Source organism: Burkholderia arboris (assembly GCF_902499125.1).
GTDB lineage: Bacteria > Pseudomonadota > Gammaproteobacteria > Burkholderiales > Burkholderiaceae > Burkholderia > Burkholderia arboris.
Window position 1 is genome coordinate 17,573 of record NZ_CABVPX010000011.1, and the last position, 12,199, is coordinate 29,771.

Annotated in this window: 10 protein-coding genes; 7 read left to right on the forward strand and 3 right to left on the reverse strand. The window is 68.0% G+C overall.

Going from position 1 to position 12,199, the window contains the following annotated elements; genetic code table 11:
* The first annotated feature begins 46 nt into the window (after window positions 1–46).
* Together BLA15945_RS15200 and BLA15945_RS15205 are read left to right on the forward strand one after the other, a co-directional pair.
* Window positions 47–991, forward strand: a complete 945-nt coding sequence (locus BLA15945_RS15200; protein ID WP_059237489.1) for a LysR family transcriptional regulator — start codon at window positions 47–49, stop codon at window positions 989–991.
* Window positions 992–1,221: 230 nt separating this feature from the next.
* Complete coding sequence (locus BLA15945_RS15205) at window positions 1,222–1,485, forward strand: fucose-binding lectin (protein WP_059237490.1); 264 nt, start codon at window positions 1,222–1,224, stop codon at window positions 1,483–1,485.
* Window positions 1,486–1,794: 309 nt separating this feature from the next.
* Here the strand turns inward: BLA15945_RS15205 and BLA15945_RS15210 are convergent, their stop codons facing one another.
* Window positions 1,795–2,436, reverse strand: coding sequence for a TetR/AcrR family transcriptional regulator (locus BLA15945_RS15210; RefSeq protein WP_226195930.1), 642 nt, complete (start codon window positions 2,434–2,436; stop codon window positions 1,795–1,797).
* A 103-nt stretch (window positions 2,437–2,539) separates the two neighbouring features.
* Here BLA15945_RS15210 and BLA15945_RS15215 point away from each other — a divergent pair, with 103 nt between their 5' ends.
* Genes BLA15945_RS15215 through BLA15945_RS15225 form a run of 3 tightly spaced genes read left to right on the forward strand, consistent with a single transcriptional unit; the run spans window position 2,540 to window position 6,004 of the window.
* Window positions 2,540–3,442 carry an SDR family NAD(P)-dependent oxidoreductase gene (locus BLA15945_RS15215; RefSeq protein WP_059237492.1) on the forward strand — a complete coding sequence of 301 codons (903 nt, stop codon included), beginning with the start codon at window positions 2,540–2,542 and terminating at the stop codon, window positions 3,440–3,442.
* A complete protein-coding gene (locus BLA15945_RS15220; RefSeq protein WP_059237493.1) occupies window positions 3,439–5,013 on the forward strand; it encodes a flavin-containing monooxygenase in 1,575 nt (524 codons plus the stop codon). Before BLA15945_RS15215 ends, BLA15945_RS15220 begins: the two co-directional genes overlap by 4 nt.
* Window positions 5,014–5,020: 7 nt before the next feature.
* Window positions 5,021–6,004, forward strand: a complete 984-nt coding sequence (locus BLA15945_RS15225; protein WP_174992801.1) for an alpha/beta fold hydrolase — start codon at window positions 5,021–5,023, stop codon at window positions 6,002–6,004.
* A gap of 57 nt (window positions 6,005–6,061) precedes the next feature.
* On the opposite strand, the gene BLA15945_RS15230 is transcribed toward BLA15945_RS15225, so the two are convergent.
* Window positions 6,062–6,460 (reverse strand): carboxymuconolactone decarboxylase family protein, encoded by a 399-nt coding sequence (locus BLA15945_RS15230; RefSeq protein ID WP_059237495.1) that lies wholly within the window; start codon window positions 6,458–6,460, stop codon window positions 6,062–6,064.
* A gap of 360 nt (window positions 6,461–6,820) precedes the next feature.
* Between BLA15945_RS15230 and BLA15945_RS37680 the strand changes: the two genes are divergently transcribed.
* Together BLA15945_RS37680 and BLA15945_RS15245 are read left to right on the forward strand one after the other, a co-directional pair.
* The gene (locus BLA15945_RS37680) at window positions 6,821–9,205 is read left to right on the forward strand and encodes a collagen-like triple helix repeat-containing protein (RefSeq protein WP_174992802.1); all 2,385 of its coding nucleotides are present in this window, start codon (window positions 6,821–6,823) and stop codon (window positions 9,203–9,205) included.
* 127 nt (window positions 9,206–9,332) lie between these two features.
* Window positions 9,333–10,616, forward strand: coding sequence for an isoprenylcysteine carboxylmethyltransferase family protein (locus BLA15945_RS15245; RefSeq protein WP_059237497.1), 1,284 nt, complete (start codon window positions 9,333–9,335; stop codon window positions 10,614–10,616).
* Window positions 10,617–10,679: 63 nt separating this feature from the next.
* On the opposite strand, the gene cml is transcribed toward BLA15945_RS15245, so the two are convergent.
* A complete protein-coding gene (cml, locus tag BLA15945_RS15250; protein ID WP_059237498.1) occupies window positions 10,680–11,873 on the reverse strand; it encodes a CmlA/FloR family chloramphenicol efflux MFS transporter in 1,194 nt (397 codons plus the stop codon).
* Between the last annotated feature and the right edge of the window lie 326 nt (window positions 11,874–12,199).

The window sequence follows — 12,199 nt, forward strand, 5'->3', positions numbered from 1 at the left end:
ACGGATAATCGTGGAAACATTATCCGCTTTCATAGGACAATCGACGATGGCCGACCTGCGCGACGTGAACCTGAACCGGCTGGCGATCTTCGTTGCGGTGGTCGATGCCGGCTCGCTGACGGCCGCGGCCGAGCGACTCGGCCTCGCGAAGACGGTCGTCAGCACGCACATGCAGCGCCTCGAATCGGAGGTCGGCGCGAACCTGCTGGTGCGCACGACCCGGCGACTGAGCGTGACCGATGCGGGCCGCGTGTTCTACGACGCGTGCCGCGACATCGTGCGCGCGACCGAAACCGCGCTCGACGCGGTGTCGTCCGATGCCGGGCCGCTGCGCGGCACGCTGCGCGCGAGCGTGCCGATCGACTACGGTGCGCTGGTCGTCGCGCCGGCCGTCGTCGCGTTGCGCGACCGGCATCCGGAGCTCGATGTCGAACTGGTGGCGAACGACCGCGTCGTCGATCTCGTCGCGGACAACCTCGACGTCGCGATTCGGATCGGCCGCCTCGCCGATTCGAACTACCGCGCGGTACAGCTCGGCACGTACGAGAAATGGCTGGTGGCAAGCCCTGCGTTCGTCGCGCGGTACGGGCTGCCGCGCGATCCGGATGCGCTCGCCGGGCTGCCGTTCGTGATGCTGTCGACGCTGTCGCGCCCGCACACGCTCGAACTCGGCAACATGGACGGCGCCCATGCGGCGGTGCGCTGCGTCGCGCCGGTCGTGTCGAACACCGCGACCGCGTGCCGCGCGATCGTGCTCGCGGGCGGCGGCTTCGGGCTGCTGACGGATTTCTCGACCGCGGACGACGTCGCAGCCGGCCGGCTCGTACGGCTGCTGCCGGGGTGGCGCACGGCGCCGGCCGGGATTCACGCGGTGTATCCGTCGACGCGGCTGCCATCGCCGAAGGTGCGGGCGTTCATCGATGCGATGAAGGGGCGGATCGGGGAGACGCCGCCGGGGGCACCGGTGCGTGCGAAACGCACGACCGGCTGAACCCGGATTGCCGGTCATGCCGGACGAGGCTCCGGCAATCCGTGCGCTTCAATTACCTCCAAATTCCTTTCTCGCGGCTTTCCGATTCGGATCGAATATACCCTCTTTTATTTCCGAAAATTAGGCATTGCCTTTCCATTTTTTCTACTAATCTTATTCCCGGTAATACGCTGATTTGCGTTTACCGAAATGCCTCAATACTCCACTTTATTCAACAAAGGAGTCTGAAAATGCAAACCGCCGCAATTTCATGGGGAAGCACGCCGTCGATCCGCGTCTACACGGCCAACGGCAACAAGATCACCGAACGCTGCTACGACGGCCAGAACTGGTACACGGGTGCGTTCAACCAGGCAGGCGACAACGTGTCCGCGACATGCTGGCTGGTCGGAAGCGCAATCCACATCCGCGTGTACGCGACCAGCGGCGGGACGACGACCGAGTATTGCTGGGATGGCGACGGCTGGACCCGGGGCGGATACACGGGTTCCTGATCGAACGTGCCTGGGGCGCCGAGGGTTGAGCGCCACGATCGGCGCAATGCGAGCCGTTTCACATTGCGCCGTTTTTTAATTGCCATCGCATCCCGCCATCAATCAATGGCGCATGGAGAAAGATTAATACAGCGATATTTTTAAACCCGATCACAATTCGTCACCCAATCTCTTTTTTATTTATTAAAAAGACGATTAAATCGCATGCAATGACAACACGGCGCCCCGGGCACCGTGCGGTTATCCTGTTTTTTCATTTTCAGCCTGCCATTGCCGGGGCATCACGGGAATGGCGCAATACCATCCGGCCTACCCGATTTCCCGCAACGTCCCCAGCAGCACCCGCCGGCAACTCGCGATCATCTGCGCCTCCGGATCGCGATATTCGGTGAGCAGCCACGCCGCGCCGACGTTCGTCATCGCGCCGACGAGCGCGAGCCCGATCAGCCGCTGCTCGGTGCGCTCCGCGGGCGTCGCCGCTTCATGCGGCGCGCCGATCGCCATGATCAGCTTGCCGAAGTCGATCAGCATGCGCTGGTACGTCATGTCGGTGTCCGCGCTCACGCCCATCACCTCGAGCAGCAGCACGCGGGCCGCGCACGGGTCGCGCAGGAACCCGAAGAACGCGGCAAGCCCGACGTCGACGCTCTCGTACAGATCGCCGCCGCGCTCGGCCACCGCCTGCGCGACCGCGTCATGCAATTGCTGCGCGTGATGCAGGTAGGTGCAGCGCAGCAGATCCTCGGTGCTGTCGAACGCCGCATAGAAATAGCGATCGTTCAGCTTCGCTTCCTGGCAGATCGACCGCACGGTCGCCTTGCGGAACCCGACCGTGCCGAACACGCGCGTCGCCGCGCGGATCAACGCGTCGCGCCGCTCGGCGGCCCGTACCTCGGGCGCCACGCCGCCATACGACCGGCCCCTTTTTTCCGTTTCGAGTGCTTTCTCCATTCCGCTATTTGACATCAGGACACCCGAAAACTAAAGTGGTGACGATCAACACCACAATAGGCGCACCGCCGGTGCAGCGCAAGCGGAACGGGAGGAACGACGAATGAAGGGGTTTTCCGGGAAGGTCGCCGCGATCACGGGCGCCGGTTCGGGCATGGGCCGCAGCCTCGCGGTCGAGCTCGCGCGGCGCGGCTGCGAGGTCGCGCTCGCCGACGTCAACGAAACCGGGCTCGCCGGCACGGCGGCCGCATGCGCGCAGCACGGCGTGCGGGTGAGCACGCGGCGGCTCGACGTCGCCGACCGCGATGCGGTGTTCGCGTGGGCCGATTTCGTCCGCGCCGGGCACGGCAAGGTCAACCTGATCTTCAACAACGCGGGCGTGTCGCTGGCCGCCAGCGCCGAGACCGCGCGCCTCGCCGATCTCGAATGGATCGTCGGCATCAACTTCTGGGGCGTCGTGCACGGCACGCAGGCGTTCCTGCCGCACCTGCGCGCGTCCGGCGACGGTCACATCGTCAACACGTCGAGCCTGTTCGGCCTCGTCGCGATGCCGACGCAAAGCGCATACAACGCAACCAAGTTCGCGGTGCGCGGCTTCACCGAAGCGCTGCGGATGGAACTCGAGCTCGACGGCGCGCCGGTGAGCGCGACCTGCGTGCATCCGGGCGGCGTCGCGACCAGCATCGTCGACGCGGGCCGCGTCGATACCAGCATTCACGCACTGACGGGCCAGGACGAAGCGACCCATCGCCGCCAGGCGAACCGTCTGATCAATGCAACGACGGCCGACGACGCCGCGCGGCAGATCCTCGCGGGCGTCGAGCGCAATGCGCGCCGCGTGCTCGTCGGCGCCGACGCGCGCCGGCTCGACCGGATCGCGCGCCTGCTCGGCGCCGGTTACCAGTGGCTGATGCTGCGCCACGTGCGCCGCGCCCGCGCACGCAACCTCGACCGCGCGCATGCCCCGGCCGCGCTCCCGACCACGCCGACCAAGGACCCCGCATGACCTCGACGACGACCGACCGGCGCGATGCGCCGCCCGCCCCCGGCGCCCGCCGCGACAGCAACGACCTCGACGTGCTGATCGTCGGCGCCGGCCTGTCCGGCATCGGCGCCGCGTATCACCTGAAGCAGCGCTGCCCGCATGCGAGCGTCGCGATCGTCGAAGCGCGCGAAGCGATCGGCGGCACCTGGGATCTGTTCCGCTATCCGGGCGTCCGTTCGGATTCCGACATGTTTACGCTCGGCTACAGCTTCCGCCCGTGGCACAGCGACAAGGCGATTTCCGACGGCCAGACGATCCTCGACTACATCCGCGACACCGCGCGCACGTACGGCATCGACAAGACGATCCGCTACGGCCAGAAGGTCGTCGCGGCCGACTGGGATTCGAACCGTGCACGCTGGACGGTGCGCATCGAGCGCACGCAGGGCGGCACGACCGACACGCTCGTGACCACCTGCCGCTTCCTGTTCATGTGCAGCGGCTACTACGACTACGACGCCGGCTACCGGCCCGACTGGCCCGGCATGGACACGTTCGAGGGCAACCTCGTGCATCCGCAGCACTGGCCGAAGGACCTGTCGTACGCGAACCGGCGGGTCGTCGTGATCGGCAGCGGCGCGACGGCCGTCACGCTCGTGCCGTCGATGGCGGCCGACGCACAGCACGTGACGATGCTGCAACGTTCGCCGACCTACATCGTGTCGCTGCCCGCCCGCGACAAGATCGCGAATGCATTGCGCCGCGTGCTGCCGTCGCGGCTCGCGCACCGGCTCGTGCGCGTGAAGAACGTGCTGCTGACGATTTACCTGTACAACGTGTCGCGCCGCAAGCCCGACCAGACGAAGAAGTTCATCATCCGCGCGGCCAGCAAGCAGCTCGGCCCCGACTTCGACGTCGCGAAGCACCTGACGCCGCGCTACATGCCGTGGGACCAGCGCGTGTGCCTCGTGCCGAACGGCGACCTGTTCAAGTCGATCCGCGCGGGCCGCGCGTCGATCGTCACCGACGAGATCGAGCGCTTCACGCCGACCGGCCTCAAGCTCAAGAGCGGCCAGCAGCTCGACGCGGACGTGATCGTCACCGCGACCGGGCTCAAAGTGAAGATGCTCGGCGGCGCGCGCGTCACCGTCGACGGCCGCGTGGTCGACCTGCCGGAGACCGTGTCGTACAAGGGGATGATGTACAGCGACGTGCCGAATCTCGCGTCGTCGTTCGGCTACACGAACGCGTCGTGGACGCTGAAGGCCGAACTGATCGCGCGCTACGTGTGCCGGCTGCTCAACCACATGCGCGCGAACGACTACGACACGTGCGTGCCGCGGCTCGGCGCCGGCGAACTCGGCGACGTGCCGGCCGTCAACCTGAGCTCGGGCTACATCCAGCGCGCGGCCGGCATCCTGCCGAAGCAGGGCCATCACAAGCCGTGGAAATTCCACCAGAACTACGTGCGCGATCTTGCCTCGCTGAAGTTCAGCGCGCTCGCCGATTCGGCGATGCATTTCGAACGCCGCGCAAAAACCGGCCCGGCCGCCACCGCGCCGGTCGCCGAACCCGCACTCGAAACCCGTTGAGGCCGACATGACCCCTGTGCTCCATCTGATCCAGAACGTACTGCTCGGCGTCGTGGCGGTGCTCGCCGCGCTCGCGCTGTTTACCGGTTACGTGGCCCGGCGCGTGACGCGCGGGTTTCCGCCCGAAGGCCGCTTCGTGGACGTCGGCGGCGACCGCATCCACTACGTCGAATACGGCGACGGCCCGCCGATCGTGTTCGTCCACGGGCTCGCGGGGCAGTTGCGCAACTTCGCGTACCTGCCGCTTGCACGTCTCGCGCAACGGCATCGCGTGATCATCATCGACCGTCCGGGCGCCGGCCGCTCGCTGCGCGGCGCGGGTTCGCAGGCGAACGTGTACGCGCAGGCCCGCACGGTCGCCGCGTTCATCGACGCGCTGCGGCTCGACAAGCCCGTGCTGGTCGGCCATTCGCTCGGCGGCGCGATCGCGCTGGCGGTCGGCCTCAACCATGCGGACCGCGTGAGCCGGCTCGCGCTGATCGCCCCGCTGTCGCACGAGCAAACCGAGCCGCCCGCGCCGTTCCGGCCGCTGATGCTGCCGTCGCCGCTCGTGCGCCGCTTCGTGTCGTGGACCTTCGCGATCCCGCTGACGATCCTGACCGGCCGCAAGGCGGTGCGCCAGGTGTTCGCGCCGGAAGACGTGCCGCGCGACTTCCCGGTCAAGGGCGGCGGCCTGCTCGGGATGCGCCCGCACGTGTTCTATGCAACGGCGACGGACCTGCTGTCGGCGCCCGTCGACCTGCCCGCGATGGAGCGCCGCTACGCGGATCTCGCGCTGCCGGTCGACGTGCTGTACGGCCGCGCCGATCCGATCCTGAACTGGCGCGAGCACGGCGAAGCACTCGCGAAGAAATCGGCGCGCGTGCGGCTGAAAGTGGTCGAGGGCGGGCACATGCTGCCGGTCACGATTCCCGATGCGACGGCCGACTGGCTGCTCGAAGTCGCCGCCGCGCCGGTCGAAGCAGCCGCACCGGCGGCACGCATCGCGTAAGCCGCGGCAGCGAAACCGGGCCTGATTCCGTGCCGTGCCGCCGGCACCGCGGCGGAATCAGGCTTCGTCGTCGGGTAGCGACAGCCCGAGATCCGATATCACCTCGCGCGCGGTCCGGAACGCCTCGACCGCGGCCGGCGCCCCCGCGTACAGCGCGCTGTGCAGCAACACCTCGCGGATTTCGACGAGGCTCGCGCCGTTGTTGAGCGCACCGCGAATGTGCCCCTTCAATTCCGTGCTGCGGCCGAGCGCCGCCAGCATCGCGCACGTGCACAGGCTGCGCGTCTTCAGGTCGATCCCGCCGCGCTGCCACGTGCTGCCCCACGCATGTTCGTTCAGCCAGTTCTGCAACGGACGCGAAAATCCGTCGAGATCGCGCATCGCGCGCTCGACGAACGCCTCGCCCATCACGTCGATCCGCCGCGCCTTGCCGTATTCCCTGTCCTGTTCGCTCATGTCGGTGTCCTGGTTGGAGTCGTGGCCGCTTCAACGCCACCGGCGGCCGGGGGATTTCGCGCCATGTTCATCGGGCCGCCGCGTTTCGTCAAAGATGCGGCCCTCGGTTCGCCCCTGCCCGCGCAACGCGATGTCGAACGCTACGTAACATCGCGCCGCACGTTACGTCGGCTTACGGGAACATCGCAACGGACACGCAGGCGCACCGGACGTGCCCGTCGCGCGAATCCGCCATTACTCCGTTTAAATCGCGCCGATATTCCCGATTCCCGCAACAAAGCACGACACCGTTTCTCGAAACCTGTCGTGGCGCGGAATTTGCAGTGAAGGCTTCGACACACTTCCAATGTCGAGGCCAACATGCACAAACTCTTCAAAAAGACGACGGTAACGATGGCCGTCTCGTCACTGCTCGCGCTGTACGGCTGCGGCTCGGTCGATGGACCGACGACCCCGCCGACGATCAAACCGAGCACGTCCGGGACGGGTGGCACTTCGGGGACGTCCGGTACGTCCGGCGGCGGTTCGTCGGGGACGTCGGGTGGCGGTAGTTCGGGGACTTCCGGTACGTCGGGTACTTCCGGTACGTCGGGTACTTCCGGCACCTCGGGCACTTCCGGTACGTCGGGTACTTCCGGTACGTCGGGTACTTCAGGCACCTCGGGTACTTCCGGTACCTCGGGTACTTCCGGTACCTCGGGTACTTCCGGTACCTCGGGGACTTCCGGTACCTCGGGGACTTCAGGCACCTCGGGTACTTCCGGCACGTCGGGTACTTCCGGTACCTCGGGTACTTCCGGTACGTCGGGTACTTCCGGCACGTCGGGTACTTCCGGTACCTCGGGTACTTCCGGCACCTCGGGCACCTCCGGTACGTCGGGCACCTCCGGTACGTCGGGCACCTCCGGCACCTCGGGCACCTCGGGCACCTCGGGCACTTCCGGCACGTCGGGCACCTCCGGTACGTCGGGTACTTCCGGCACGTCGGGCACCTCCGGTACGTCGGGCACTTCCGGCACCTCGGGTACTTCCGGCACCTCGGGCACTTCCGGCACCTCCGGTACGTCGGGCACCTCCGGCACCTCGGGCACTTCCGGCACCTCCGGCACCTCCGGCACCTCGGGCACTTCCGGCACCTCGGGCACCTCGGGCACCTCCGGCACCTCCGGCACCTCCGGCACGTCCGGCACGTCCGGCACGTCCGGCACCTCCGGCACCTCCGGCACCTCGGGCACTTCCGGCACCTCCGGCACCTCGGGCACCTCCGGCACCTCGGGCACTTCCGGCACGTCGGGCACTTCCGGTACGTCGGGCACTTCCGGTACGTCGGGCACTTCCGGTACGTCGGGCACCTCCGGTACGTCGGGCACTTCCGGTACCTCGGGCACCTCCGGCACCGGCGTCACCCCCCTCGGCAATGTCCTCCAGAAATCCGGCAACCTCGTGACGGCGCTCGGCACGACGGTCGCGAACGGCGGCGGTCAGATCGGCGGCGTGCAGATCCCCGGCACGAACCCGACGACGGCCACCAGCGTCGGCAACGCTGTCACGAGCCTCGGCAACGGCGTGCAGTCGCTCGGCAATGGCGTCGCGGCCGGCCTCGGCTCGATCGGCGTGTCGGCGAACCCGCTCGGACCGACGCTGACGTCGACCACCGGCCTGCTGACCGGCGCCGGCGGCGCGGTCAACAATCTCGGCAACGCGGTGAAGAGCCTCGGCTCCGGCCCGCTGTCGCCGCTGTCCCCGGTCACGACGCTCGTCGGCGATCTCGTCAATACCGTCGGCGGCGCCGTCAATTCGACCGCGTCGGGTCTCAACACGGCGCTGAACAGCGCGCCGGTCCAGCAGCTCGAGACGCAGGTCGGCAAGCTGATCAACCCGATCACGAATACGCTGACCGGCGGTGTCGCGACGCCGGGCGCCACGCAGACGCTCGGTGGCGTCACGCTGCTCGGCACGCCGCTCAACGGCCTGCTGAGCACGCTCGGCAACGGTCTCGCGCTCGCGGGCTCGAAGGTCGGCGGCGCAACCGACAACCCGGTCGGCGCGGGACTCGGCGGCGTCGTGACGCAGCTCGGCAACACGGTGACGTCGGCCGGCGGCCTCGTCCACGACAACAACGCGGGCAGCTCCAGCAGCGGCACCGGCGGCAGCAACCCGCTCGCCCCGATCACGGGCCTGCTCGGCACGCTGACGGGCGGGCTCGGCGGCGGCAGCTCGAGCGGTTCGGGCGGCACCAGCGGCACGAGCAGCGGCGGGCCGCTCGGCCCCGTCACGGGCCTGCTCGGCTCGCTGACGGGCGCGCTCGGCGGCATCGGGTCGAGCGGCACGGGCGGGACGAGCGGTACCGGCGGCACCAGCGGCACCGGTGGCGCGGGCATCGGCGGCCTGCTGGCGCCGGTCACCAACCTCGTCAACTCGCTGACGCCGCTCGGCGCCAGCCTCACCGGCACCGTCACGACGCCGGGCGGCAACGTGACCGGCTCGCTCGGCGGCGTGCTGACGAGCGGCCCGGTCGGTGCGCTCACGGGTGCCTTGACGACGCCGGCCGGCTCGGCCGGCGCCACCGGCACGGTCAGCCCCGGCGCAGCAGCCGGCACGGTGACCACGCCGGCCGGCAGCGGCACCGTCGCAGCCGGCCTGACGGGCGGCTCGAGCGGCGGCGCCGCAGGCGGTGCCGGCAACCTGCTGTCGCCGGTGACCAACCTGCTCGGCGGTCTGCTGGGCGGCGGCACCAAGAAGTAAGCCTTAACGCATCACGAACCAGAACGACAGGCCAATGGCCGGGCGCGCATCCATACAAAGCCCGGCCGACGGCCGGCGTCACCCGCCAAGCGGGGACGCCGGCCCTCATCCCTACGAGGATCCAACCATGAATTCCACGCTCGACGGCATCGTCGCGGCCCAGGACCGCCCACCCCGTTCCGCCACGCCCTTCCGGGCCGGCCTGCTCGGCATCACGGCCGGGCTCTTTGCGCTGTGGGTCACGCGCGACCATCCGACGCTCGATGCAGCCACGCGCGCGGTCATCGCCAGCCTCGCGATCATCGGCACGATCGCGCTGCACGAACTCTTCATCTCGCGCGTCTACCTGCGCCCGAGTGCCGGGCTGTCGCGCCAGGCCGTCCGGCCCCTGGGCATCGCGCGCGTCACGACGCGGCTCGGCGCGCTGACGTCGATCTACGCGGGCATCGGCGTCATCTACTGGCTGCTGCCCGAATACCACGGCGCGTTCTACTTGCCGTTCTGGTCGCTGCTGCGCTCGCTCGCGCCGTACGTGATCGTCGCCGCGCCGTTCTACTTCGCGTGGATGGACCGCCACCAGCGCGAGACCGACGACGCGTACCTGCTGTGGGGCCGCTTCCTGTTCCGCCGCGAGCAGCCCGCGAGCTGGAAACCGGTGCGCGAGATGCTGGCCGGCTGGGGCGTGAAGGCATTCTTCCTGCCGCTGATGACCGTGTATCTGTCGAAGGACGCCGATCACCTGAGCGCGTCGCTCGCGAACGCGATGCACGCGCCGATGACGATCTCGACCTTCGTGTTCATGTACGACCTGTCGTTCACGATGGATCTGATGTTCGGCACCGTCGGCTACCTGTGCACGTTCCGCATCCTCGACAGCCACGTGCGCACCGTCGAGCCGACGACGCTCGGCTGGGTGGCCGCGCTGATCTGCTACCAGCCGTTCTGGTCGCTGATCTCGAACAACTACATCCGCTACGAAGGCTCGGTGTTCTGGGACAACTGGCTGCTGTCGGCGCCGACGCTGCGCGTGATCTGGGGCGCGGCGATCATCCTGCTGCTGCTGACCTACGCGCTGTGCACGATCTCGTTCGGGCTGCGTTTCTCGAACCTCACCAACCGCGGGATCATCACGTCGGGCCCGTACCGCTTCACCAAGCATCCGGCGTACATCACGAAGAACCTGTCGTACTGGATGGTGTCGGTGCCGTTCGTCGAGCCGCTCGGCTGGCAGATCGGGCTCATGCACTGCGCCGGGCTCGTCGCGGTCAACCTGATCTACTACACGCGCGCGAAGACGGAAGAACGTCACCTGATGCGCGATCCCGACTATCGCGCCTATGCCGAATGGATCGCGCAGCACGGGCTGTTCGCGCGAATCCGGCACGCGTTCGGAGGGCGGCAGGCGGCGTGACCCGGCGACTCCGTGCCGGGCCGGCCACGCGTCGGCCCGGCCGCCAACGCGCACGCCGCCGGCTCATCCGCATCGGCGCTTCAACATGGAAATCGCGACGACGCATGCCGCCGGCATGACGAAGCAAAATCCCGCCAACGGCCACGGCGTATCGCCCGGCAGTACCAAGGTCGCAAACGTGCCGGCCCCGCCGACGATCAGGCTCTGAACACAGTAATACAGCGCGACCGCGGTTCCCGCGGCATCGTCGAAATCCCGAAGCGCACCGTTCGCCGTCACCGACGACATGAGAACGATGCCGACCGCGACGATCCACATCGGCATCACGAACGCGACGAATGACGGCGCCATCGCGACGGTGCAGGCCGCCAGGACGATGGCCCCCGTCATCATGACGCCGGCGCCGCGGACGAAGCAGCCCGGAATGCCCCAGCGCGGCACGAACCATCGCGCAAAGCGCGCGGCGATGATCATCACGATCGCGACGGTGGCAAATGCCGCACTGAATTCGGTGCGGGAAAAACCGGCACGACCGATGAGCACACGCGGCGCGATCGAGAAGAACACGAAAAAGGCACCCATTGCAGTGCCGAAACCGAGCGCATGGACCCGGAACGACTGGTTGCGCATGATCGACGCCACCGGCAGTCGTGGCCTGCTCTTCACCGGCGGTCGCGTTTCATGCCAGCGCGACCACGCGCGGCCGAGTGCCAGACATCCGGCCAGACCGAGCGTCACGAAGATCGCGCGCCATCCGAAACCGTGCGCAATGCCTGCACCGAGCATCGGCCCGAGCGCCGGCACGAACGCCAGGATCGCGCCGAACTGACTGTAGAGGGTGCTGCCTTCCGGCCGGCCGGCGTAGACGTCGCGCACCGTCGCGAAGGTAGCCACGAGGACGGCGGACGCACCCAGCGCCTGCAGCAGACGCAGCGCAACGAATACGTCACCGCTGCTTGCCATCGCGAGCGCCAGCGAGGCCGCCGAGAACAGCAGCGCGCCGCCCAGCAGGACCGGCCGCCGTCCGACACGATCCGACAACGGGCCGAACATCAACTGGCCCACGCCAAGCACGACCATGTAGACGCTTAGCGTCAACTGAACCATCGCGGGCGACGCATGCAACGCCGACGGCATCTCCGGAACCACCGGCAGATACACGTCCATGGCCAGCGACGCGAGGAGATCGAAGGGGGCCATCAGCAGCAGGGCCGACGGCAACGAGTAGGCCCATGCGGGCGCAGATTGATCAGGCATGACAAGGCTTCCGCTCGGACAAAGGAAATCCGGCGGCAATCTGCCTGCTGAGTCAGTGACGAGAGGAGATCGCCGCAACAACCGGGTGAAGAAGGTTGCTGCGGCTCAGCGATCCGTGGACGGGCCCGCTCCCATGATCAGATCCTTGTGGGGGTCGTTAGCCGTGCAGTGTATGCGATTTCGCGGCGCGAACGCGCAACGCGGCCACGACCATCCGCAGCCTCTCGCACGGCATCGGCTCACGCCCCCTTGCGGCCAATTGTCGCGAAACACCGCGATTCTCCTCTTTTCGTCGCTTTTCTCCGCCTGCCCGATTGCCGCCCCCC